19 protein-coding genes are annotated in these 24458 nt (G+C 69.4%); 10 read left to right on the top strand and 9 right to left on the bottom strand.

The window, feature by feature from the left end; translation table 11 throughout:
- The 4 genes from AC1D15_RS03150 to AC1D15_RS03135 all read left to right on the top strand — a co-directional run.
- Nucleotides 1-342: ATP-binding cassette domain-containing protein (locus tag AC1D15_RS03150; protein WP_477824886.1), on the top strand; the 342-nt coding region annotated here is incomplete at its 5' end.
- Nucleotides 339-1589: a molybdopterin molybdotransferase MoeA gene (locus AC1D15_RS03145; protein WP_477824885.1), complete on the top strand. Its 1251-nt coding sequence runs from the start codon at nucleotides 339-341 to the stop codon at nucleotides 1587-1589. The genes AC1D15_RS03150 and AC1D15_RS03145, both read left to right, overlap by 4 nt.
- 14 nt (nucleotides 1590-1603) lie before the next feature.
- The gene (locus AC1D15_RS03140; RefSeq protein ID WP_477824884.1) at nucleotides 1604-3529 is read left to right on the top strand and encodes a molybdopterin biosynthesis protein; all 1926 of its coding nucleotides are present in this window, start codon (nucleotides 1604-1606) and stop codon (nucleotides 3527-3529) included.
- A 36-nt stretch (nucleotides 3530-3565) separates the two neighbouring features.
- A complete protein-coding gene (locus AC1D15_RS03135; RefSeq protein ID WP_477824883.1) occupies nucleotides 3566-4087 on the top strand; it encodes a hypothetical protein in 522 nt (173 codons plus the stop codon).
- 51 nt (nucleotides 4088-4138) lie between these two features.
- Here the strand turns inward: AC1D15_RS03135 and AC1D15_RS03130 are convergent, their stop codons facing one another.
- The 3 genes from AC1D15_RS03130 to AC1D15_RS03120 form a co-directional block, all read right to left on the bottom strand.
- Nucleotides 4139-4780, bottom strand: a complete 642-nt coding sequence (locus tag AC1D15_RS03130) for a response regulator transcription factor (RefSeq protein WP_477824882.1) — start codon at nucleotides 4778-4780, stop codon at nucleotides 4139-4141.
- Complete coding sequence (locus AC1D15_RS03125; RefSeq protein ID WP_477824881.1) at nucleotides 4777-7200, bottom strand: PAS domain-containing sensor histidine kinase; 2424 nt, start codon at nucleotides 7198-7200, stop codon at nucleotides 4777-4779. The genes AC1D15_RS03130 and AC1D15_RS03125 overlap by 4 nt, the downstream gene beginning before the upstream one ends.
- Before the next feature lie 183 nt (nucleotides 7201-7383).
- Nucleotides 7384-8358, bottom strand: coding sequence for an alpha/beta fold hydrolase (locus AC1D15_RS03120; protein ID WP_477824880.1), 975 nt, complete (start codon nucleotides 8356-8358; stop codon nucleotides 7384-7386).
- Between the two features lie 229 nt (nucleotides 8359-8587).
- Here AC1D15_RS03120 and AC1D15_RS03115 point away from each other — a divergent pair, with 229 nt between their 5' ends.
- From AC1D15_RS03115 to AC1D15_RS03105, 3 genes are read left to right on the top strand one after another with little or no spacing between them, the layout of a single operon-like run.
- The gene (locus AC1D15_RS03115; protein ID WP_477824879.1) at nucleotides 8588-9220 is read left to right on the top strand and encodes a response regulator transcription factor; all 633 of its coding nucleotides are present in this window, start codon (nucleotides 8588-8590) and stop codon (nucleotides 9218-9220) included.
- Complete coding sequence (locus tag AC1D15_RS03110) at nucleotides 9221-9649, top strand: DoxX family protein (RefSeq protein WP_477824878.1); 429 nt, start codon at nucleotides 9221-9223, stop codon at nucleotides 9647-9649.
- The gene (locus AC1D15_RS03105) at nucleotides 9646-12624 is read left to right on the top strand and encodes a sensor histidine kinase (RefSeq protein WP_477824877.1); all 2979 of its coding nucleotides are present in this window, start codon (nucleotides 9646-9648) and stop codon (nucleotides 12622-12624) included. The genes AC1D15_RS03110 and AC1D15_RS03105 overlap by 4 nt, the downstream gene beginning before the upstream one ends.
- Nucleotides 12625-12640: 16 nt before the next feature.
- Here AC1D15_RS03105 and AC1D15_RS03100 read toward each other — a convergent pair whose 3' ends face one another.
- A complete protein-coding gene (locus AC1D15_RS03100; protein WP_477824876.1) occupies nucleotides 12641-13282 on the bottom strand; it encodes a response regulator in 642 nt (213 codons plus the stop codon).
- 164 nt (nucleotides 13283-13446) lie between these two features.
- Here AC1D15_RS03100 and AC1D15_RS03095 point away from each other — a divergent pair, with 164 nt between their 5' ends.
- Nucleotides 13447-15426 carry an amidohydrolase gene (locus AC1D15_RS03095; RefSeq protein ID WP_477824875.1) on the top strand — a complete coding sequence of 660 codons (1980 nt, stop codon included), beginning with the start codon at nucleotides 13447-13449 and terminating at the stop codon, nucleotides 15424-15426.
- A gap of 11 nt (nucleotides 15427-15437) precedes the next feature.
- On the opposite strand, the gene AC1D15_RS03090 is transcribed toward AC1D15_RS03095, so the two are convergent.
- Nucleotides 15438-16253 carry an alpha/beta hydrolase gene (locus AC1D15_RS03090; protein WP_477824874.1) on the bottom strand — a complete coding sequence of 272 codons (816 nt, stop codon included), beginning with the start codon at nucleotides 16251-16253 and terminating at the stop codon, nucleotides 15438-15440.
- A gap of 169 nt (nucleotides 16254-16422) precedes the next feature.
- Here AC1D15_RS03090 and AC1D15_RS03085 point away from each other — a divergent pair, with 169 nt between their 5' ends.
- Together AC1D15_RS03085 and AC1D15_RS03080 are read left to right on the top strand one after the other, a co-directional pair.
- Nucleotides 16423-17076 carry a hydrolase gene (locus AC1D15_RS03085; RefSeq protein WP_047509851.1) on the top strand — a complete coding sequence of 218 codons (654 nt, stop codon included), beginning with the start codon at nucleotides 16423-16425 and terminating at the stop codon, nucleotides 17074-17076.
- A gap of 36 nt (nucleotides 17077-17112) precedes the next feature.
- Complete coding sequence (locus tag AC1D15_RS03080) at nucleotides 17113-18102, top strand: alpha/beta fold hydrolase (RefSeq protein ID WP_477824873.1); 990 nt, start codon at nucleotides 17113-17115, stop codon at nucleotides 18100-18102.
- Here AC1D15_RS03080 and AC1D15_RS03075 read toward each other — a convergent pair.
- From AC1D15_RS03075 to AC1D15_RS03060, 4 genes are all read right to left on the bottom strand, one after another.
- Nucleotides 18086-20986: an ATP-binding protein gene (locus AC1D15_RS03075; RefSeq protein ID WP_477824872.1), complete on the bottom strand. Its 2901-nt coding sequence runs from the start codon at nucleotides 20984-20986 to the stop codon at nucleotides 18086-18088. The two genes, AC1D15_RS03080 and AC1D15_RS03075, sit on opposite strands and share 17 nt — an antisense overlap.
- 70 nt (nucleotides 20987-21056) lie before the next feature.
- On the bottom strand, nucleotides 21057-21443 hold the full coding sequence (locus AC1D15_RS03070) for a histidine kinase (protein ID WP_477824871.1): 387 nt from the start codon (nucleotides 21441-21443) through the stop codon (nucleotides 21057-21059).
- 9 nt (nucleotides 21444-21452) lie between these two features.
- Nucleotides 21453-23141: an FAD-dependent oxidoreductase gene (locus tag AC1D15_RS03065; protein WP_477824870.1), complete on the bottom strand. Its 1689-nt coding sequence runs from the start codon at nucleotides 23139-23141 to the stop codon at nucleotides 21453-21455.
- An 87-nt stretch (nucleotides 23142-23228) separates the two neighbouring features.
- The coding region (locus AC1D15_RS03060; RefSeq protein ID WP_477824869.1) for a cation:proton antiporter at nucleotides 23229-24458 on the bottom strand (1230 nt) is incomplete at its 5' end.

The following is a 24458-nucleotide window of genomic DNA, read 5'->3' as shown; positions in this document are numbered from 1 at the left end:
CGGCCGGCCCGCGCGCTGTCCGGCGGGCAGCGGCAACGCCTGGCGCTCGCCCGCGCCTGGGCCACGCAGCCCGACCTGCTGCTGCTCGACGAGCCCACGGCGAGCCTCGACCCCGGCGCGAAGCGCGAGGTCGAGGCGCTGATCGAGCAGATCGCCCACACCGGCGTGACGATCGCGATGAGCACGCACAATCTCGGCCAGGCCAAGCGCCTGGCGACCCGCGTGGCCTACCTGGAAGGCGGGCGCGTGGTCGTCGAGCGCCCGGTCGACCTGTTCTTCACCGACGATGCGCTGCCGAGCGAGGCCGCGCAGTTCCTGCGAGGAGAGCTGCCCTGGAGATGACGCCAAGACCCGTGCAGGCGAAGGACGTGCGCATGCACGGCTTCGCGCAGCGCAGCGAGGTGGAAGTGGCCCAGGCCTGGGTCGACGGCCGGGCCGGCGCGCGGCCGCTGCCGGCGCAGGCCGTGGCGGTGGAAGAGAGCGCCGGGCGCGTGCTGGCTGCCGACCTGGTCGCACCGATCGACGTGCCGACGTTCCAGCGCGCCGCGATGGACGGCTTCGCGCTGCGCGGCGCGGAGACCGACGGCGCCGGCGAGTACAACCCGATCGAGCTGCCGGTGCTCGGCCAGGCACTGCCGGGCCGGCCGTTCGAGGGCACGGCGCCGGCCCGCACCGCGGTGCGCATCATGACGGGCGCGCCGCTGCCCGACGGCCTGGATGCGGTGGTGCCGGCCGAGTACGCCACCGAGGCCGCCGGGCGCATCGCGATCACGCGGCCGGTGTCGCCGTGGCAGCACGTCGGGCGCGTCGGCGAGGACATCCAGGCCGGCTCGACGGTGTTGCCCGCCGGGCGCCGCCTGCGGCCGCAGGACGGCGGCCTCGCGGCCTCGCTGGGCTTCGCGCAGCTCGACGTGGTGCGGCGTCCGCGCGTGCGGCTGCTCGTGACCGGCAACGAGGTGGTCGCCCCCGGCGCGACCAAGGGGCCGTGGGAGATCTACGACGCGAATTCCGTGCTGCTTCGCGGCCTCATCGCGCGCGACGGCGCGGAGCTCGAGAGCCACCAGCGCCTCGGCGACGAGGCCGCGGCGATCGGCGCGGCGATGTGCGCGCCGGGCGCCGACGTGGTGCTGGTATCCGGCGGATCGAGCGTCGGCAGCGAGGACCACGCACCGCAGCTGCTGGCCCAGCTGGGCGAGCTCGCCATCCATGGCGTCGCGATGCGGCCGTCGAGCCCCGCGGGCATGGGCCGCATCGGCGACACGCTCGTGTTCCTGCTGCCGGGCAATCCGGTGTCGTGCCTGTGTGCCTACGACTTCTTCGCCGGGCGCGCGATCCGCCGCCTGGCGGGGCGCGGCCCCGAGTGGCCCTACCGCCAGCGCCGGGCGACGGTGGCGCGCAAGATCGTCTCGGCCGTCGGCCGTGTCGACTACGTGCGCGTCCGGCTGGAGGGCGACGCGGTCGAGCCGCTGGCGGTGTCCGGCGCGTCGGTGCTGTCGTCGACGACGCGTGCCGACGGCTTCGTCGTCGTGCCGGCCGAGAGCGAAGGCTACGGCCCCGGCACCGAGCTCACCCTCCACCTCTACGACTGAGCCCCGGGCCCCGTGTGAAACCGACATCGCAATCGCAGTTCCTGGACGTCATCACCCGCGACGAGGCGACGCTGCGCTTCCAGCGGTACCTGAGGCTCGCGCCGCTGGGGCAGGAGCGCGTCGCGCTGGGTGCGGCGCTGCACCGCGTGCTGGCCGAGGACATCGTGGCCGGCATCGACGTGCCGGGCTTCGACCGCTCCAACGTCGACGGCTTCGCGCTGCAGGCGGCCGACACGCACGGCGCGCAGGAAGAGCGGGCCCGCACGCTGCAGCTGAACGACGAGGTGCTGCGGCCGGGCATCGTGCCGCAGCGGATGGCGGCGGCGGGCACGGCCACCCCGATCGCCACCGGCGGCATGCTGCCGCGCGGGGCCGACGCGGTCGTGATGGTCGAGAACACCGAGCTGCGCGGCGAGGGCCGCGTCGAGGTCAGCCGGGCCGCGACGGCGGGCGAGAACGTCAGCTACGCAGGCACCGACATCGCGCGCGGCGAAACGGTGCTGCGCGCCGGCCAGCGCCTCACCTCGCGCGAGATCGGCGTGCTCGCGGCGCTCGGCCTGGCGCAGGTGCCGGTGCACCGCGCGCCGCGGGTCGCGATCTTCTCCACCGGCGACGAGATCGTGGCACCCGGGCAGCCGCTGCGCACAGGCGCCGTCCACGACTCCAACGCCGCGATCATCGGCGCGGCGGTCGAGGAACTGGGCGGCCGGCCGGTGCACCTGGGCGTGATCCCCGACGACGAGGCCGCGCTGACCGCCGCGCTCGCGCGCGGGCTGGCGTGCGACGCGGTGGTGTTCTCGGGCGGCACGTCGAAGGGCGAAGGCGACCTGTCGTATCGGGTGGTCGGCCGGCTGGCCGATCCGGGCATCGTCGCGCACGGCGTGGCGTTGAAGCCGGGCAAGCCGGTGTGCCTGGCGGTCACCGGCGGCAAGCCGGTCGTGATCCTGCCGGGCTTCCCGACCTCGGCGATCTTCACGTTCCACGAGTTCCTCGCGCCGGTGCTGCGCGCCTTCGCGGGCCTGCCGCCCGACCGGCAGGAAACGGTGAGCGCGACGCTGCCGATGCGCGTGAACTCGGAGCGCGGCCGCACCGAGTACCTGCTGGTCGGGCTGGTGCGCACGGACGACGGCCTCGCGGCCTACCCGATGGGCAAGGGCTCGGGCTCGGTGACCACCTTCAGCACGGCGGACGGTTTCATCACGATCCCGCAGCACACCGAGATGCTCGATGCCGGCGATCGCGTCGACGTGCAGTTGCTGGGGCAGGGCCTGGAGCCGGCGGACCTGATCCTGATCGGCAGCCACTGCGTCGGCCTGGACTGGCTGGCGGGGCAGATGATCGGCGCGGGCTGGCGCGTCAAGTCGCTCAACGTGGGCAGCAGCGGCGGCCTGATGGCGGCCCGGCGCGGCGAGTGCGACATCGCCGGCATGCACCTGATGGACCCGGCCAGCGGCGAGTACAACCGGCCGCTGCTGACCGACACGCTGGAGCTGATTCCCGGCTATGGGCGGATGCAGGGCATCGTGTTCCGGCCGGGCGATCCGCGCTTCGAGGGGCGCAGCCTCGACGAGGCGGTCGCGGTCGTGACCGGCGACCGCGACTGCGTGATGGTCAACCGCAACGCCGGCAGCGGCACGCGCGTGGTGATCGACCGGCTGCTGGGCGCGGCCCGCCCCTCGGGCCACGGCGTGCAGACGAAATCGCACAACGCGGTGGCGGTGGCGGTGGCGCAGCAGCGCGCGGATTGGGGCATGGCGATCGACACGGTCGCGCGCCAGTACGGGCTGGGCTTCATCCCCGTGCAGGAGGAACGCTACGACTTCATCGTGCCGAAGGCTCGGCTCGAGCGGCCGGCGGTGCTGGCGTTTCGCCGCCTGCTGGCGGCGCCGGGCACGCGGGCGGCGTTGCGGGGGCTGGGTTTCCGCGTTGACGCGGGTTGAAGCGGATGGTGATCCAGCGTCGGCAAGAATGACGGCATGAAGCAACGAGAACAGACCCGTCGATCCGCCGCAGCGACCCTTCGTCGTCTGTCGAGCGTGCTGCTCTTCATCGGCGCCTTGGCGGGCTGCAACCTGGCGCCGAACTCGGCCGGGCAGATCAGCGAGCGCATCGGCGAAGTGGCCAACGAGCCGTCCAGCAAGGAGCTGGACCTGGGCCGGCTCACCTCGTTCGGCTGGGACAGGCTCTACCTGTTCAAGGCCGGCACCACTCGCGAGGCGATCTGCCGGTTCCTGAGCGCGAACCGCAACCTCTGCGACCGCGTCGTGCGCTACGAGTCYGTGCCGGCGGCCCACATGGCGATCCTGTTCGCGCTCGACGGGCGGCTGACGCACATCGAACTGCATGCGCTGGCCAACGGCGAGTTCGATGTCGACCTCGGTCCTGAAGGTCTGCCACGGTCCGACTGCGTCTTCAGGATCAGGCATGCTGCTTCCACGGGCGAAGCGTCGGTGGCGCACCTGGAGCCGATCCCGGTGGCTGCGTCAGGCCCTCGATAGACCGCGGCCGGGCTCATCGGGGTCGACGCGGGGTGTGCGCGATCTGCGTCCTCATCTCGGGGGCGGCGCTGCCCTGTCGAGCACGTCGGCCATCCTGACAAGCTCCGGAACCGAGGCCGCCTTCATCTTGCGCATGACCTGGCCGCGATGGAGCTTGACGGTGGCTTCGGTGACGTTGACCCTTTCGGCAATCTGCTTGTTCAGCAGCCCGGCGGTGACGAGTGCCATGACCTGGCGCTCGCGTTCCGTCAGCAGCGCGTGTCTTGAACGCAGTGCCGCGACGTGCCCGGCGTCACCGCGCCTCTGGGTCGTCAGCTGGATGGCGCGATTGACCGCGTCCAGCAGGTCCTGCTCGCGCACCGGCTTCGTGAGGACGTCGACCGCGCCTGCCTTCATCGCGCGCACGGCCATTTCGACATCGACATGGCCACTGAGGAGCACGACCGATTGCGCGGCGCCGCTTCGCGCCAGCGTCTCCTGGAACTCGAGACCGCTCTGCCCGGGCAGCCGGATGTCGAGCACGATGCAGGACGGCCCGTGGGGCGGCTCGGCGGCGAGGAAGGCCTGCACGGAACCATAGGTCGTGGTCAGCAGCCCGACCGATTCGAAGAGGCCGCGCAGCGCCTCGCACACACTGGTGTCGTCATCGATCACGACGACGGTCGCCGGCGTGTCGTCTTGATGCTTGATCATCGGGCCGCTCCCGCCGCCAGCGGCACGCTGAAGCTGAAGATGCTGCCGCGCGGAGAATGGTTCGAGGCGGAGATCGATCCCCCATGGGCCTCGACGATGGAACGGCAGATCGACAAGCCCATGCCGATGCCCCCCGCCTTGGTGCTGAAGAAGGCTTCGAAGATCCGATCCATGTGATCCTGCGCGAGGCCCGGGCCGGTGTCCTGAACGCTGACCCGGGCGAACCTGTCGGGGCCCGCTGCACTGCGGATCGTGAGTTGCCCGGCCTCGGTCATCGCCTCCACGCTGTTCATCACCAGATTCAGCAGCACCTGCTGCAGCTGCGTGCGATCGCCGAGCACGATCGGGGTCTCGGGCCCGGCCTGGAAACTCGCCTCGATGCCGCGGCGCCGGAATTCGCCGTTCAACACCAGCAGCAYCTCCCGGATCGCTTCGTGCAGATCGGTCGGCGTCATCCGCGTGGGTTCCTTGCGCGCCAATGCGCGAATGCTCGCGACGATCTCCCCGGCCCGATGCCCGTCCCGGACGACGCGTTCGGCCGCCTGCCGCGCGCGAACGGCGTCGAACTGCTTCTCACCGAGCCAGCGCAGGCAGGTCCCGGCGTTGGTGACGATCGCCATCAGCGGCTGGTTGACCTCGTGCGCGATCGAGACCGCCAATTCGCCCAAGGTGGTCACTCGCGAGACCCGCGCCAGCTCGCTCTGGCTGCGTCGCAATTCTTCTTCGGCGCGCTTGCGGTCTTCGATCTCGATGAGCGCGCCGTACCATTTCACGACAGCACCGTGGGCGTCCAGCAGCGGGCACTGCCGCAAGGTGAACCATCGGTATTCGCCGTCCGCACGCAGAATGCGCGCGTCGACTTCTTCGCCGCGCTTGCTGGAACGCACGCGATCCCAGATGCTGCGCATCGCCTCCAGGTCGTCCGGGTGGAAGATGCGGTAGAAGCCTTCGGCCATCACGTCTTCGAATCGAAGGCCGCAGAAGTCGAGCAGGTTCTTGCTCCAGAAGTCGACCTCGCCATCTGCGGTGGCCGACCACGCCATCGCGGGGATCGTGTCGATGATCAACTTGAGCCGTTGCTCGCTCGCCTTGAGTGCATCCTCGGCGCGCTGCAGGTCTTCGAACTCCACGTTCGCGCCGACCCAGCGCACCACGCCGTTCGCATCGGTGATCTTCTGGCCGGCGAAATAGAACCAGCGGTACTCCCCGTCGAATCGCCGGATGCGCCCCTTCAGGCCCAGCTGGTCCTTCGTCGCGAGGCAGTCCTTCCAGATGTCCACCATGCCTTCCACATCGTCGGGATGGTAGAAGTCGAGGAAGCCCCACTCGAGGATCTGTTCGGGTTCGACGCCGACATAGGCGGCCCACTGCCGGTTCACGAATTCTGCCGAGCCGTCCGGTCGAGCCACCCAGGCGAGCACCGGCAGCGAGTCGATGATGAGGCGAAGGTTCTGCTCGCTGGCGAGCAGTGCCGACCTGGCTTCCTCCAGGGCGTTCTCGGTGCGCTTGCGGTCTTCGATGTCCAGCACGACGCCGTACCACTTCACGACCTTGCCCTGCGAGTTCAGCAGCGGGTTCTGCCGCAGCGTGCACCATCGGTACTGGCCGTCGGCACGCCGGAGCCTGCCTTCGACTTCCCGCGAACGCGTCGACGCCATGATGTCCTGCCAGGTGGACAGCAGGGCCGCCACGTCGTCCGGGTGAAAGATGCGATAGAAGCCGAGCCCGAGGATCTCGTCGGCGGGCAGCCCGACGAAGTCCACGAAATGCTGGTTGCAGAAATCCAGCATGCCGTCCGAAGTCGCCGACCAGGCGATGGCCGGGATGGTGTTGATGATGAGGTTGAGCCGCCATTCGCTTTCTGCGAGCGCCTCGCCCGTGGGCTTCTCGGCGCGTGTATCGGCCGGTGGCCTGCGGTCGGTGAGCTCGCGGACCTCGCGGCACGCGAGGCTCGCCTGGGTCGCCGCGATCTTCAGGCGCAGCGACTCGAGGCGCTGCGGAAACCCCGCTCGCCGGGAGCCGGTCACCAGCACGCCCAGGCCGGCGATGTCGCCCATCGCGACGGCCACGACGGACAGCACGTCGCTGCCGAGGGGCATGGCTGATGGGCCGAGCGCCGGGTTGTCCGCCAGCCACTGACCGACCGCACGCCGGATCGCCTCGGGATCGTGCGCGGCGGCGGGCGTCTTGCCGGTGCGCAGGAAGATGTGCACCGTTTCGCTGAAGCGCAGCCCGGCGAAGTCCAGGTCCAGCATGTCGACCAGCGTCTCCAGGAGGTCTTCGACGATGGAGGTCGGGTCCACTCCCCGCCACGTCGCCGGCAGGCGGGTCAGGCGCTCGATGTCGTCGTGGCACTGCTGCAGCTGCGGGTCTTCGGCGGCGGCACGGGAAGGCGATGTGATGGGGGCGTGTGCACTCATGGCTCGACTGCGAGCGATGAGCATACCGCGCCGAATGTGGGCATGAACCTCGACCAAGGTCTAGGAACCTGCGACTTTCCGCGAGGGCCCGACGATCAAAGGAGGATTGAGTGCGTGCGGCACCGGGGGATAGGCTTCAGTCCCCGGACCAGTGGCCCTCTGCGACGCGAGGCACGCATGAACCTATCGATCGGCGAACATCTTCCGGATCTCCCGCGAGATCGGGAGCACGTCTTCTTCGAGCGCGAAGTGCCCCGTGTCGAGAAGGCGCAGGCGCGCGTCGGGAATGTCCCGAAGGTAGGCGTGCGCACCGGCCGGAAGAAAGATCGGGTCGTTCCTGCCCCACACGATGAGCGTCTTCAGCGGACGTGCGCGCATGAAGGCCTGCCAGTTCGGGTAGTCGATGACGTTGCTGAAGTAGTCCGACATCAGGCCGATCTGGATTCTCCGGACGCTGGGGTTCTCGAGGAGCAGGGCATCCAGGTTCCATCCGGTGGGGTCGATGGACTCGAAATTCCGGCTGCCGGTCCGGTACTGGAACATCGTGAAGTCACGGGACACGAGCTGCTCGATCTGCCTGCGCCCTTCCGGGGTGAGGCCCGCCGCACGGGCGCGCATTCCGCCGAGCTGCTCGGCTGCAATGCCTTCGACATACGCGTTGGCGTTCTGGATGATCAGCCCGGCGACCGCCGCCGGATTCTTCACGGCCATGCGAAAGCCCACCGGACCGCCGAAGTCCTGCAGGTAGAGGACGTAGCTTTTCAATCCGATCTGGGAGACGAACGCTGCCATCACATCTGCCAGGCTTTCGAACGTGGGGGAGAACTTCTCGGCAGAAGGGTAGTCGCTGAAGCCCGAGCCCGGGTAGTCGGGTGCCACCAGGTGGAAGTCGTTCGAGAGCAGCGGGATCAGCTCTCGATACATGTGCGAAGACGAAGGAAAGCCGTGCAGCAGCAGCAGGGTCGGCTTGCGAGGGTCGCCCGCTTCGCGATAGAAGATCTTGATTCCTTTCACGACGACCGTCCGGTACTGCACGCGAGACCCCTGCTGCGACTCGCCGGTCGATTCGATGCGACCGGCACGGTCGACGGCGCACGCGCCGAGGTAGCAGCTCAGGACGGCGGCAACGAGTGCTCGCCAAGGAAGGTTCGAGTGCATGGTTCGCGGCTTTCAGGGTTCGAGTTGGCACATCGAACCGAGCCTATCCGCAGGCCGTGCGCGATGCCCCTTTCCTGCGGCCTGCAGGCCGCTGGCCCGAGGGCGTAGGGCGCTCCTGTCGCCGACTCCTCGAGTTTTAACCGCAGTTAACTCGTCCTGGTTGCATCGGAAGGCGACCATGCGCAAACCACATGAATGGAGCATTGCAATGCCTTCGAACAGACCCACGGTGATAGAGCTGGCCCATGACGATCCCGTCATCGAGGCGGGGTTGCGCTACATCCTCGGCGCATGGCCTGAATTCGAGTTGCGCGCCGCGGCCGACCTGGATCGCCCTGACCGGGAGCGGAGCGCGCCGGCCGACGTGCTCATCCTCGACCACGACAGCGGTGTCCGCAGGGCAGTGGGCCTGCAGGCCGATTCCCGCCAGGGCGCGAAGCTCATGGTCGTGGCCATGAGGGGCCAGGAGATCGATGTGCGAAGCGCCTTGGAAGCGGGCATCCGCGGCTACGTGGTGGTCGGCTGCTCGGCGGACGAGATCGTGAGCGCCGCCCGGGCCGTGGCGGCCGGGCGCCGGTATCTGTGCAGCGCCGCGACGCTTCGCATGGTCGACAGCCTGTCGCGGCCGGCCCTGACCGTGCGAGAGGGTGAGGTGCTGGCGCTGGTCCGCCGTGGCCACAACAACAAGGAGGTGGCCCGCTCGCTGGGGATCTCGGTGGGAACGGTCAAGGCGCACATGCGGGGGCTGCTGTCGAAGCTGGGCGCGCGGTGCCGGACCGAGGCCCTCTGGATCGCGTCGCAGCAGGGATTGGCCCCGCGTCCGACGCGCGCAGCGGCCGCTCGAAGCTCGGTGGCGGCCTAGATGAGCGGGAAGGATTCCCCCTGGGCATGCGCCCTGCATCGGCTCTGCCTGCTGCTGCTGTGTTCGGCCTACCTCCAGGGCGGCCTGGAGAAGGCGCTGGATTTCCACGGAGCCCTCGCGGAGATGACCGCATTCGGCTTGCGGCCTGCGGGGTTGCTCGCGGTGGCGGCCATCGCCATCGAGCTGGTGGGTTCCGTGCTGGTGCTTGTCGGCTGGGGGCGCTGCGTCGGCGCGTTGCTGCTCGCGGCCTTCACGCTGGTCGCGACGCTCATCGCGAATCGGTTCTGGGAGGAACAGGGCATGCCGCGCGCGATGTTGACGCATGCCTTCTTCGAGCATCTCGGGCTGGCCGGCGCGCTCGTGCTGGTCGCCTGGCACGACCGCTGCGAGCGCAACGCCGGACTTCGTCCGAGTCCGAGGGCCGGGTGAACGCAGCGTCCAAGGTCGGGGTGGCACTGGTCATCGCATTGAGCTGCATGGCCGCCCGGGCCCTGCCGGCGCAGTACGGCATCTCGCAGCTGTATCACACCAAGTGGACCGCCCAGGATGGCGTGCCGACGGGCATCGAGGCCATCGCCCAGACCCGCGACGGCTTTCTGTGGCTGGGCACCTCGGGGGGACTGTTCCGCTTCGACGGCGTGGAGTTCGAGCGCATCTCCGGCGCCGGTGGCGTCCCGCTCCTGTCGCAGGACATTTCCGGGTTGTACGTGGCCACGGATGGCGGACTGTGGATCGGGCACCACCTCGGCGGCGTGAGCCATCTGCACGAGGGCCGCCTGGTGAACTACGGCCAGGCCCAGGGGCTGCCGCGATCGTCCGTGGCGGGCATGGCAAAGGCAGGGGACGGAACCCTGTGGGCGGGGACGACCCGCGGGCTGTTTCGACTCGACGGCGGACGATGGCAGCCGGCGAATGCCACCTGGAACGTTCCTGCGGATCCGGTCGACGAGCTCATCCTGGATCGCGATCGCACGCTGTGGGTGATGAGCAATGACCGGATCTTCTACCTTCGAGACGGCGCGAACCGGTTCGAGAAACTGCCCGTCGCAGTGCCTCGCAGCAATTCCCAGACGATGCTCCTGCATCCTGGCGGTGCCGCCATGGTGTGCACTTCCGGACGCGTTCGCATGCTGACATTGACCGCGCCGCCCGCGTCCGGTGCAACCGCCCCTGGATGGGTCGACCGCGGTATCACGGCGGCGGCCGGGTGTGCCTTCGACCGCGAAGGCCACCTGTGGGTCGGAGGCATCGACGGCGCCAGGCGAGGCGAGGGCGTCGGCTTCGTGCCCCTCTCCGGGGAATCCGTCTCCCGGATCATCGAGGATCGCGAAGGGAACATCTGGTTTGCCACACGCGGCGGACTCGACCGATTCCGCGCTCCGGCCTTCCTGAAGCTGCCGCTGGACACAGGGTCCAACGAGTTCTGGCTCGCACCCGCCGGGCAAGGTGGCGCATGGATCGGCACCGCCCTCGGCAACGTCTTCCGCGCTCGGAGCACCTCGCTGGAGCCGATCGGTTTCGGACATCTGGCCGGAACGGGACTCGCTGCCCTCTACAGCGACCCGTCGGGCATTCTGTGGGCGGCCGGCGGCGATTCGCTGTGGAAGCATCAAGCCGGTGGACGATGGCAGCGCCTGGCCCATCGTGGAGCGAGCGCCTCTTCTTCCTTCAACTACGCCGGCATCCAGGCCATGACGCAGGACGCGCAGGGCGCGATGTGGGTGTCGGTGCTGCGAGTCGGCACCTACCGCGTGGTCGGCGATGAGTGGACCTTGTGGGGGGGACGCACGGACATGCCCACCCACAACGTGTCGGCCTTGTTCACCGATGCGCGGGGCCGCGTCTGGTTCGGCTATGACGATGGGGTGGTCACCGTCCTCGACGGCGATCGGCTCGCGGCGGTGCTCCCCGCGAGGGAGTCTTCGTCGCACCTGGACCTGGGGTCGGTGGAGACGTTCGCGCAGCAGGCCGAACACCTCTGGATCGGGACCGAGAAAGGCCTGTGGCGACTGAGCGGCGATGCGATCCACCCGGTGATGGGATCGCGCGGTGCGTTCATCCGGGTCAAGGGCATCGTGCCCGGCTCGACAGGGGACCTGTGGGTGAGCACGGCGGATGGCATGGTCCACATCGCGGCCGACGACCTGCAGCAGGCGTTGCGCCACCCTGAGCATCCCGTCCGCCATGACCTGCTGGACCATCTGGACGGGCTGCCGGGGGCGCCCGAGGCGGCGCTGGGCAACGGCGGCCGCCTCTGGATTGCCGCCGCGAACGGCGTGGTATGGACCGACCCCATGCGCATGCCGCGCAACACCATCGCGCCCGCCGTGATCGTCAAGTCGATCACGGTGGACGGTCTCGCGCATGCGTTCGATGCAGGCGCCGCGACGCAGTTGCCGGTGCATCCGCGCGACCTGAAGATTGCCTACACCGCGCCGAGCCTCACGATGCCAGAGCGCGTGAGGTTCAGGTATCGCCTTGGCGACGAGCACGCCGACTGGCAGGACGCCGGCACCCACCGCGAGGCCAGTTTCAGGGACTTGCCGCCCGGCCGCTATCGATTCCAGGTGATCGCCGCCAACAATGACGGCGTGTGGAATGAAACCGGCGCGAGCGTCTCGTTCGTCATTCCTCCCACCTTCGTGCAAACGGGCTGGTTCGTCGCGTTGTGCGCTGCCGCTGCCGCGGCCGCCGTGTGCCTGCTGTTCTCATGGAGGCTGCGCGCGGTCAAGGCCCGCTTGCGGCTGCGCTGGGAGGAGCGGACGGTCGAGCGGGAACGCATCGCCCGGGAACTCCATGACACCTTCCTGCAGGCCGTGCAGGGCCTGGTGATCCGGTTCCACGCGGCGATGGAACAGATTCCGCCGCACGAGCGCTCCCGCGACCTGATGCGCAACGCGCTGGACCTGGCCGACGAAGTGATCGCGGATGGGCGGGATGCGGTGACGGACCTGCGGGGGGTCACCGGCAGCTCGACGGATTTTGCCGATGGCCTGCAATCGGTCGGTGAGCGCTGGTCCGCAGACACCGGCGTTTCCTTTGCGATGCGCATCGACGGGGCTGCCCGCGAACTCGATCCGGTGGGCGTGCCGGAGCTGCAGCGCATCGCCACCGAGGCGCTGAGCAATGCGTTCCGACACGCGGCAGCCACGGGCGTCCAGCTTGGCGTGACGTTTGCATCGAGGCAGCTCAGACTGCGAATCGTGGACAACGGCTGTGGTTTCGACGCGAAGCAGTCGCACGCCGGGCGCTGGGGCCTGGTCGGGATGCGAGAGCGGGCGGATCGTCTGGGCGGGCGCCTGGGCGTCCACTCGGATGCACGCGGCACCACGGTCACGCTGGAGGTCCCTGCCAGGATCGCCTACCGGCACCGGCGGCGCGCGTGGGACGGATGGCGCGGGTGACGCAGAAGAGGGCCTGTCAGGGATCGAGGATCCCTCGCTTGAGGGAGATCATGACCGCATGCGTGCGGTCGCGCGCGGAGAGCTTGCTCATGATGCTCTTCATGTGGGACTTGACCGTGTCCTCGGTGACACCGAGCTCGCCGGCGACCCGCCGGTTCGAGTTGCCGGCCGCGACCTGCTTCAGCACGTCGAGTTCGCGCGCGGACAGCGGGTCGTCGGTCAGGTGCGCGGCCAGTTCGGCGGCCACCTCGCGAGGAATCCAGCGCTCGCCGGCATGGACGGATCGGATGGCGGCGAGAAGCTCGTTGCGGATCATGCTCTTGAGCAGGTAGCCGCTGGCACCCGCTTGCAGCGAGCGGCGCGCCTGCGTGTCGCCCCGGTAGGTCGTCAGCATCACGATGCGAGCGTCGGACCATTGCGCACGGATCGCCACCGTGGCGGCGACACCGTCGACCTCCGGCATCTGCAGATCCATCAAGGTGACGTCGGGGCGGTGCTCGGCAAAGCGTTCGGTCGCCTCGTGCCCGTTGCTCGCCTCGGCGACCAGCAACATGCCGGGCTCCCTCTCGATCACGGCAGCGATGCCCTCGCGCATCAGGGGGTGATCGTCGACGACGAGCACCTTGATCGGCTGGCTCGTCGGGCCCACGGCGTGCATCGGGTGTCTCACTGGAGTCGAACGGTGCTCGCGAGTTTACACACGGGGTCGGTGCGGCACCTGGGCCAAAGGGAGAGGACGCGGCCGCCCTACGGGTCGTGGCGGCAAGACATGACAAGCGGCTCAATGTGTCGTCTCACAACCCGACATTCGGAGGATTCACCATGTCGATTCAATTCGATCAACGCCCGGATCGGCGCGAGTTCCTGCAAGCGGCGTCCCTGCTGGGCCTGACCGCGCTGGCCGGTCCGGTGACCGCGCTGGCGCGCGACATGCGCGTCGCGCCCGACCTGGTTCTGTACAACGGCCGCATCAGCACGCTGGACCCCGCACGGCCCGACGCCGGCGCGGTGGCCATCAAGGACGGCATGGTGCTGGCGGTCGGCAGCGACGCCGAACTGGTGCCCCTCGCCGATGCGCAGACCCGCGTCGTCGATGTCGAGAGGCGCCGCGTGATCCCCGGCCTGAMCGACTCGCACACGCACGTGATTCGCGGCGGCCTCAACTACAACATGGAGCTGCGCTGGGACGGTGTGCGCAGCCTGCATGCGGCGCTCGAGATGCTGAAGGCCCAGGCGCGGGTGACGCCACCGCCCCAGTGGGTGCGCGTCGTCGGCGGCTGGAACGACACCCAGTTCGTCGAGAAGCGCCTGCCGACGCTGAAGGAGATCAATGAAGCGGCGCCCGACACGCCGGTCTTCGTGCTCAATCTCTACAACCAGGCCTTCCTGAACCGCGCTGCGCTGCGTGCGGTGGGCTACACGCGCGACACGCCACAACCGCCGGGCGCCATCATCGAGCGCGACCACAAGGGCGAGCCCACCGGCCTGCTGCTGGCCGAGCCCAACGCCTTCGTGCTCTACAACACGCTGGCCAAGGGCCCGAAGCTGGACTTCGACGATCAGGTGAACTCCACGCTGCATTTCATGCGCGAGGAGAACCGGCTCGGGGTCACGTCGGTGGGCGATGCCGGTGGTGGCTTCCAGAACTACCCGGACGACTACGCAGTCATCGACAAGCTGGCCAGCGAGGGTCGGCTGACACTTCGCTTCGCCTACAACCTGTTCCCGCAGAAGGCGAAGGCGGAGCTCGACGACTTCCGGCGCTGGATCGCGACGGGCAAGCCCGGCGACGGCAGCGACATGTACCGCCTCAACGGCGCCGGCGAGATGCTGGCCTTCTCGGCCGCCGACTTCGAGGACCTTCTCGTGCCGCGGCCCGAGATGCCGGCGATGATGGACGCCGACCTGGAGGGCGTGGTGCGCTTCCTCGCCGGCAACGGCTGGCCCTGGCGCATGCATGCCACCTACGACCAGACGGTGTCGCGCGCGCTCGACGTCTTCGAGAAGGTGCACCGCGACCTGCCCATCGACAAGCTGGGGTGGTTCTTCGACCACTGCGAGACGGTCACGCCGCAGAACCTGGAGCGCATCCGGAAGCTGGGCGGCGGCGTCGCGGTGCAGAACCGGATGTCGATGCAGGGCGAAGCCTTCATCCGCCGCTACGGCCTGTCGGCGGCAGCCGAGACGCCGCCGGTGAAACGCATGGTCGAGATGGGCCTGCCGGTCACGCTGGGCACCGATGCGACGCGGGTCAACAGCTACAACCCCTGGCAGGCCCTCTACTGGCTGGTGTCGGGTCGCAGCATCGGCGGCACGGTGCTCTACCCGGAGGAGCGCCGCCTGGACCGCCTGGCCGCGCTGGGGCTGATGACGGCCGACGGCGCCTGGTTCTCGCGCGACAGCGGCAGGAAGGGCGTGCTCAAACCCGGGGCGCTGGGCGACGTGGCGGTGCTCGATCGCGACTACTTCGCCGTGCCCGAGGACCAGATCCAGGACATCGTGTCGGTGCTGACGGTCGTGGCGGGCCAGGTGGTGCACGGCGCGCAGCGCTTCACCGCGCTGGCCCCGCCGCTTCCGCCGGCGTCGCCCAGCTGGTCGCCGGTGCGAACCTTCGGCGGCTACCAGGCACGCCAGCTCACGCTGGGGGACAGCGACCGGCGCTACCAGTACGCCGCGGCATGCGCGTGCCGCTCGGGTTGCGGGCTGCATGCGCATGACCACCTGAAGGCGGCCGGCACCCGGGTGCCGGTGGCGGACGCACCCGCCTTCTGGGGGGCGCTCGGGTGCAGTTGTTACGTCTAGAGTCGCTACGCCTAGAGGCTCAGTGAGCGGGCCGCCTCGATGATGACGGCGGCCACTTCCGCAGGCCGCCGCATCATCACGGCGTGCCCCGCCTCCAGGCTCGTCACCTTGGCGCCGGCCCGTTGGGCCATCGCCTTCTGGGCCGGCGGCGGGATCATGTGATCCTGCTCGGCCACGACATACCAGCTGGGCTTGCTCTTCCACGCCGGTACGCTGACCTTGTCACCGAAGCTCCTCGCGGCGATGGGCTTCTGGTTGACCGCCAGCAGGGCGGTCCGCGCGGCCGGCAGGTCCTGCGCGAAGTGCTCGCCGAAGTTGCGGGTGCTCATCCACAGGTAGCCGTGCGAATCGGGCTCGATGCCGGCCAGGCCCGGCGGCGGCGGGATGTCCTTGTTGGCGAGCATGTCGTTCACCGACTCGCCGTCGCCCGGCGCGAAGGCCGCCACGTAGACCAGGCCGGCCACCTTCTCCTGCCGGCCCACCTCGGTGATGACCGCACCCCCCCACGAATGCGCCACCAGCAGCACCTTCCCCGGTTGCCGGTCGATGGCCCGTTGCGTCGCGGCCGCGTCGTCGGCCAATGCGCTGAGCGGGTTCTGTACGGTCACCACCGTCAGCCCCTTCGCCTGCAGCAGGGGCACGACGTCGTTCCAGCTGGAACCATCGGCCCACGCGCCGTGGACCAGGATCACGCTGACCTGCTTGTTGTCGGCCGCTGCCGCCGTGGCCGGCGCGGCGGCCACGACACCGGGGCTCAGCCAGGCACCGAGCGCGAGGCTGGAGGCGGCTGTCAGCGCGGTCATCTTGGGAAACAGTGAAGTCGTCATGGCAGTTCCGATCTGCAGTTGTGGAAGGCCCACTGTCGTCGGATGCCTTCGCTTTCGCATTGGCCCAAGGTGGGGTGCGGTGGTGGCCGCAGGTGCGTTGTGGGCGCGTGCCGCGGCCGGGAGACTGTGGGCTCGCAACCCGTCAACCCGTCCTCGAAGGAGAGATCCCATGACCCTCACTGCCAAGCCCGCCGCGGGCTCGCGGCTGCTCACCCCGACCGATCACACGCTGGTGTTGATCGACTTCCAGCCGCAGATGGCATTCGCCACCCAGTCCATCGACGGCGTGAGCCTGCGCAACAACGCCCGCATCGCGGCGCGTGCGGCCGCAGGCTTCAAGGTGCCGACCCTCCTGACCACCGTGGCGGCGAAGAGCTTCTCGGGGCCGATGTTCGACGAGGTCATCGAGGCCTTTCCCGACCAGGAGATGCTCGATCGCACCACGATGAACTGCTGGGAAGACGCGAACGTCATCCGTGTCGTCAACGCGATCGGAAAGCCGCGCGTGGTGCTGGCCGGCCTCTGGACCTCGGTGTGCATCGTCGGGCCGGCGCTGTCGGCGATCGAGCAGGGCTTCGAGGTCTTCGTGCTCACCGATGCCTGCGGTGACGTGACGGCCGAAGCCCACGAGCGCGCGGTGCAACGCATGGTGCAGGCCGGCGCGCAGCCGATGACCGCGCTGCAGTACCTGCTCGAGCTGCAGCGCGACTGGGGGCGCGGCGAGACCTACGACCTGACCACCGGCATCGCCCGGCAGCTGGCCGGCGGCTACGGCGTGGGCATCGCCTACGCCAAGGCGATGTTCGGCGCCACCGAAGGCTGATGCACCCCGATCGACCCCTCCACTGAAGGACACACCATGAAATCCTCTGTCAGCGCCAAGCGCTTCGCCTCCTCCCTGCTGCTGGCGCTTGCAGCGCACGGCGCCCAGGCCAACACCGCTGCCGCGAGCGAACCGTCGAACTCCGTCAGCACCGCGGCCGTCAGCTACCGCACGGTCAAGGTCGACGGCGTGAACGTCTTCTACCGCGAAGCCGGTCCGAAGAACGCGCCGGTCTTGCTGCTGCTGCACGGGTTCCCCACCTCGTCGCAGATGTTCCGCAATCTGATCCCGCGGCTGGCCGACAAGTACCGCGTGATCGCGCCCGACTACCCCGGCTACGGCCAGAGCGACATGCCGGCGATGGACAAGTTCGACTACAGCTTCGACAACCTCGCCCGCGTGATCGACAAGTTCACCGAGGCGGTCGATGCGAAGAAGTTCGCCCTCTATGTGCAGGATTACGGCGCGCCCATCGGCTTTCGCATCGCGGCGGCCCATCCCGAGCGCATCACCGCGATCGTGGTGCAGAACGGCAATGCCTACAACGAAGGCATCGACAACGAGTTCTGGGTACCCGCCAAGGTGTACTGGGCAGACAAGTCCGAAGCGAACGGCGCCAAGCTGCGGCCGCTGTTCGAGATCGGTGCGACGAAGTGGCAGTACACGGAAGGCATCCGCGACGTGAGCCACATCAGCCCGGATGCCTGGACGGTCGACCAGGCCCGCATGGACCGCCCCGGCAACAAGGACATCCAACTGGAAATGTTCTACAGCTATGGCACGAACCCGCCGCTGTACCCCGGCTGGCAGGCCTACTTCCGCAAGCACCAGCCGCCGATGCTGATCGTCTGGGGCAAGAACGACAAGATCTTCCCGCCTGCCGGCGCGCACCCCTACCTTCGCGACCTTCCGAAGGCCGAGCTGCACCTGCTGGACACCGGGCACTTCGCGCTCGAGGAGGACAGCGAGACGGTCGGCCGGCTGATGCGCTCGTTCCTGCAGCGCAACGTCAAGGCTGGCAAGTGATGGCAGGGCAGCGGCACTCGGCCAGCAGGCGGGCCGCTGCCCTCAGGTCACGCGTCGCGAACCCTTCGGAAAATTCGTCGACGATGGGCGACAGCATCCGGCGTGCGTCGTCCGTTCTCGCCCCCCCGGCGCACCAGAGCCCTGCGAGGTCGGTGGCCGCGCGCAACCGCCATGACAGCGCGCCGACTTTCCGGGCCGACGCCATCGACTGGCCGAGCAGGACTTCCGCGTCGCGGTTGCGTCCCTGGGCCACGCGGAGGGACGCCTGGATGCGAAGGACCTCGGGCAGGCACCAGCTTTCGTCGTGCGCATGCGCGATGTCGAGTGCGTTGCGGATCGTCGATTCGGCTTCGCCGAGACGGGCGTGACGCACGAGCGCGTCCGCCAGGACGCTGAGGTAGTACGGCATCCGCGCCAGGTGGTTGATGCTGCGAAACTCCTCGACGGCCTGCTGCAGGGCCGCCACCGCGTCGCACGAGGTGTCGCCCCTCGTGTGTGCCAGCGCGGCCCGGTAGAAGCTGGCGACAGGGCGCCGGGCGGCGAGGCCATGTCGCGTGACGTGCTCTTCCAGCATCGCGACATGGCGGTCACAGGCGTCGACGTGCCCGCTCCAGTAGAGGACCGGGCAGATATACGACAGCAAGTTGTTGAGCGAGAGGTGATGCCCGAGCCCGCGTGCGCTTTCCAGCGCGGCTTGTGCCGTGCGCACGGCCGTGTCGGCGCGGCCCGTCAGCCACTGCACCTGCCCCAGCACCCCGCCCGCGAGGACGATGGGATCGGAGAGGTATCGGATGTCGTACGAGCCGAAATAACGCTGGTCGCGCGCGTGGAGGACTTCGAGCCGCCGCCCGGCGGCGTGCAGGCGTCCGAGAAAGAGCTCGGCGATGGCCGTGTGCACGTCGGCCTCGGGCAGGATGGAGGGATCGTTCTTCGCGGCGACCGCCCCGAAGTCGTCGAGCGTGCGCAGCGCTGCAGCGTGCTCGCCCGTGAACAGCTCGTAGATGCCGATCATCATGAGGCAGCGAAGGTGGTAGTCGATGTCGCCGATCCGCACCGCGATCTCCAGCGCGCGGCGCAAGGCTGTCATCGCCCGGGGCTTGAGCCCGCGCGTGAACACGGTGGCGCCGCCGAGCCACAGCTTGAGCTTCATCTCGAAAGCCGTTCCGGCGAGGTCCGCGGCCTCGAGTTCGTCGACCGCCTGCGACACATGGACGCCGCTCTCCTCGGTCAGCGAGAAATGATTCCACAGCAGCAGCCCGGCGACCGTCAGCCGGATCCGCAGCGATCGATTCGCCGCATCGCGGCCGGTCCAGGCCAGCGCAGCGCGCAGGTCGTCGATGACGCGCCCGTAGGCACGCCCCCATTCCGTCGCCGGGCGCCGGGCCCACTCGCCTGCGGCGCGCTCGAGCGTCGCGCACAGGTGTTCCGCGTGGCGTTGGCGGACCACCGGATCCTCGTCGCCGGCTCGCAGGCGTTCGAGGGCATAGGTTCGCGTGGTCTCGAGCAGGCGGTAGGCGATGCCATCGGCATCGAGGTCCGTGGCCAGCAGCGACTTCGCGGCCAGCTGCCCCAGGATGTCTGCCGCTTCCGTGGGAGCGCGGTCTGCCACAGCCGCAGCCCCGGCGGCGTCGAACACGCCCGCGAACACGGACACGGAGCGCAGCACCGCGGCCTCGCCGGGCGGCAGCAGGCTGTAGCTCCAATCGAGCGTCGCCGTCAGCGTGCGGTGTCGCTCCGGTCCCGCCCGGCGCCCGATCAGCAGGCGGAACCGGTCGTCTAGCTGCTGCAGCAGATCGCGCACGCTGAACGCATCGATGCGCGTCGCGGCGAACTCAATAGCGAGCGCGAGCCCGTCGAGACGGCGGCAGATCTCCGCGACGATTGGCGCATCGGCATCGTTGAGCCGGAACGACTCGAGCCTGTCGGTGGCGCGGTCCACGAAGAGCTGGATGGCGGGAAACGTGAGCGCCTCGTCGGCATTCAACCGGGGTGAGGGCAGGGGCGCACCGAGCCCGGGCAGCCTGCGCACCCGTTCTCCCTTCACCAGCAGCGGCTCGCGGCTCGTGACGAGGATCTTCACGCCGGCCGCCGTTGCCATGATCCGGTCGACACAGGAGGCGGCGATATCGATGATGTGCTCGCAGTTGTCGATCACGAGCAGCATCGAACGGTCGCGCAGGTACTCGCAGAGCGGGATCAGCATGCTCTCGGAATGCGCGGTCAGGCCGATCGCCGTCGCGATGGCATGGGGTGCCAGGGCCGGGTCCTTGAGCATCGCCAGGTCGATCAGCCAGACGCCGTCGCTGAACGATCCGAGCACCTGTTCGGCCACGGCGAGCGCCACAGTGGTCTTGCCGATGCCGCCAGCGCCGACGATGGACACGAGACGCGATCCTTCGAGTTCGAGCCGGATGGCATCGATCGCCTCCGCCCGGCCGAAGATGCGCGTCGTGGCGGTCGGCAGGTTGTGGCCGCGCCGGTCCGTCGCCGCGGGGGCCGGCATGAAGCCGGGTGCTCCGTTGGCCTGGACGGGGGCGACGAACCGGTAGCCTCGGCCGGTCACCGTCGCGATGTACGTGGCCATGCCCACGCCGTCGCCGATCGCGCGCCGCAGGGCCGCCATGTTGACCTTCAGGTTGCCCTCGTCGACGACGACGTCCGGCCAGGCACGCGCCATCAGCTCGCGCTTGCCGACCAGTTCGCCCGGGCGCTCGACCAGCGCCGTGAGGATGTCCAGCGCACGGCCCCCGAGGCGGACCGGTGCATCGCCCTGCAGCAGCAGTTGGCGTTCGGGAATGAGCACGAAAGGTCCGAACGCAAAGGAACGTGCAGCCCGCCAGGTCGGTTCAGAGATCACGGAACTGATGCGGTTCGTGCAGGCCATGCGTGGCTCCTTGCGGCGCGGGGGATTGAACGATAGGTCTTCCATCGCTGCGGCAGAACCCCAATTCGTTTCACCCGCCGTTCACTCGATCGTGTGAACGCGGCGGCTCGCGCGGGTCGAACAGGCGATCGAGTTGTTGCCTCAGCACGTCTTCGGCGCGGTCCAGCACCTGGGCGAGTGCAGCGCGCGCCGGGTCGTCCGAGGCCATCCGATCGGTCGCCGCCTGGAAGCGCAGGATCAGGCCTTGGGTGCTTTGCACCAGGGTGTCATGGAGTTCGTGCGCCAAGTGATCGCGCTCGGCCATGCGTTGCTCATGAAGGCGGCGCATTCTCGTGGCGACCTGGCGCACGCGGAGCCAGGCGACGCACCAGATCAGCGCGCCGGCACCGGCCACGCAAACGACGAAGAACCAACCCGTCTGGACGCAGCTCGGCGGGATGAAGAAGTCGAGCGTCACGCGAAAGAGTCAACGCGACGCCGGCAACCCTGCGAGGTGGTGGTGGATCTGCGCGACCGCCGCAGCGCCCTCGCCGATGGCGCCACCCACGCGCTTGACCGAGCCGGAGCGCACGTCGCCGACGGCGAACACCCCCGGCACGCTGGTTTCCAGCGCCGCGGCCTTCCAGCCCGAGGGATCGGCCGCGACGCCGGCGCCCGTCAGCACGAAGCCTTGCGGATCGACGCCGACGCTGCACCCGCCAAGCCAGTGCGTCTCGGGCTCGGCCCCGACGAACAGGAAGACGTTGCGCAGCGGGCGATGCTCCTGCGATGCCGTCCGGCGGTCGGTCCAGGTCACCCCTTCCAGCCCGCTCATCGGCTCGCCATGCAACTCGACGATCTCGGTGTGCGGGCGCAGCTCGATGTTGGCCGCCGCGCCGATGCGATCGATCAGGTAGCGCGACATGGTGGACCGCAGGCTCGGTCCGCGCACCAGCACGTGCACTTTCGAGGCGTGCTGCGACAGGAAGACGGCGGCCTGGCCTGCYGAATTGCCGCCCCCCACGACCACCACTTCGGTTCGCGCACACAGCGTGGCCTCGAGTGCCGAGGCCCAGTACCAGATGCCACGGCCTTCAAAGGCGGACAGTCGTTCCACCTCCAGGCGGCGGTAGTGCGCGCCGCTGGCGATGACCACCGTGCGCGCACGCAGGCGCCGGCCATCGGCGAGGTGCAGCCCGAGTTCACGCTCCGGCCCCGCACGAGCGCAGTCCAGCGACTGCACCTCGGCCGGGATCAGCAACTCGGCACCGAACTTCTCGGCCTGCACGCTGGCGCGCCCGGTCAGTGCGGCGCCGGAAATGCCTGTCGGAAACCCGAGGTAGTTCTCGATGCGCGCGCTGGCACCGGCCTGCCCGCCATAGGCGCGCCGGTCCAGCACGACGACGCGCAGGCCTTCGGAGGCGGCGTAGACGGCCGTCGACAGCCCGGCCGGGCCGGCACCGACGATCGCCACGTCGAAGATCTCTTTGCGCTCGGCGCTGTCGACCATGCCGATGCAGCGCGCCAGCGTCGCTTCGGTGGGGTTCACCAGCACGGCGCCGTCCGGGCACACGACCACCGGCTCGCCGGGGGCGGCGCCGTACTGCTCGATCAGCGCCGCCGCGCGGTCGTCATCGCGTGCATCGATGACCCGGAACGGCTCGCCGTTGCTGTGCAGGAAGCCCTCGAGCCGCAGCAGGCCGGCCGAGTTCGGATGGCCGATCAGCACGGGCCCGCTGGCGCCCTGTTCGATCAGCGCCACGCGTCGCAGGATGAGCGCGCGGATCAGGCGCTCGCCCAGGTCGGCCTCGGCGATCATCAGCGAGCGCACCTGTCCGGGCGGCAGCAGCAAGGCCTCGACATCTTCCCGGGCCACGGCGTCGACCAGAGAAGGCTTGCCGGTCATCGTCGCCAGTTCACCCGAGAAGTTGCCCGGCCCGTGCTCGACGACAGGCGTCTCGCGCCCCATGCCATCGCGCTGGAGGACGGCCACCAGCCCCTTCACGACGACGAACAGCCCCGGCCCCGGCGTGCCGGCGCTGACGATGCGGGTGCCGGCCGGATAGGCCTGCAGCGTGCCGAAGCGTCGCATCCGATCGATGTCGGCTTCGCTCAAGCGAGGGAATGCCTGGTGGCGGCGACTCGAGAGGACATCGGAAGCAGGGCTCGGGCTCATGGCATCGGTCTCTGTGTTGACTCGGCATCCCATGGTCGTGCACGAGCCGAGGCGGCACAAGTAAAGCGCGGTAAATCGCCGTGGGCCTCACCCCGTCGCGTCCGCATTCGCCGCGCGCAGCGGATCGGACACCTCCAGCCAGTCCAGGTCGTTCTCCAGGCTGTGGAAGGCGTCGTCGCCGATCTCGCCGGCCTCGCGCATCGCGAGCAGCGCGTGGCGGGCGGCCTGCAGCGCGGCGCGGTAGCGGTCGTCGTATTCCGCACCAAAGGCGGCGAACGGGCTCTCGCTGCCGTGCAACGGCCGGCCCAGGTGCATCTTCAGGTTCTTGCGCACCAGATCCAGCGCCGCGGACGGCGCCTGCGGCAACTGCGCGAAGGCCGCTTCCAGCACGCGCTGGCGGGCGGCATGCTCCTCGTGCGCGACGGGGTCGCCGTCACGCAGCTTGAGCGCGCGCAGCAGCGGCTTCAGCGTCAGCCCCTGGATCAGCAGCGTGCCCAGCACCACGAGAAAGGCCGTCAGCACGATCAGGTCGCGGGCCGGAAAGCCCTCGGGCAGCGCGAGCGCCGCGGCCAGCGTGACGATGCCGCGCATGCCCGCCCACGAGATCACCAGCCCGCTGCCCACGCTGGGCCGCAGCATCGGCCGCGGCGGGTGGAAGCCGTGGCGCCGGTCGCGCCAGCGCACCACCGCGTTGAAGCTCATGTGCCACGCGATGCGCACGACGATGACGGTGGCCAGCACCGCGGCCGCCACCCCGAAGTACTGCTCGCGCGCCGCCGGCGCCAGCTCGACCAGGATCGGGCGGACCTGCAGCCCGATGAAGATGAACGCGAAGATGTTCAGCGCGAACACGACGGTGGCCCACACCGCGTTGGTGGGGATGCGGATGCGCGCCGGGATGCGCGCCGGCGCCATTCTCGCCAGCGTCATCGCGAAGCAGACGGTGGTCAGCACGCCGGAGAGCCCGACGTGCTCGGCCACCTGCCACACGGTGAAGGTGCCGACGAACTGCAGGACGATGGCCGTCGGGATGTGCTGCACCTTTTCGAAAAGACGCTGGGCGAGCCAGCCCAGCGCCGGCCCCGCGACCAGGCTGCCCAGCACGGCCAGCAGGAAGGTCGGCGCCACCGCCTGCACCGAGAAGCCGCCGGCGGCGACCGCGCCGACCGCGAGGCGGTAGATCAGCAGCGCGCTGGCATCGTTCAGCAGGCTCTCGCCTTCGAGGATGCCGAGGATGCGCTGCGGCGGGCGCAGCGGGCGCAGCACGGCCGTGGCCGCGACCGCGTCGGGCGGGGCGACGATCGCGCCCAGCGCCAC

This window comes from Rhizobacter sp. P2_H2 (genome assembly GCF_056403375.1).
This window is presented reverse-complemented; position numbering and strand designations above follow the sequence as displayed.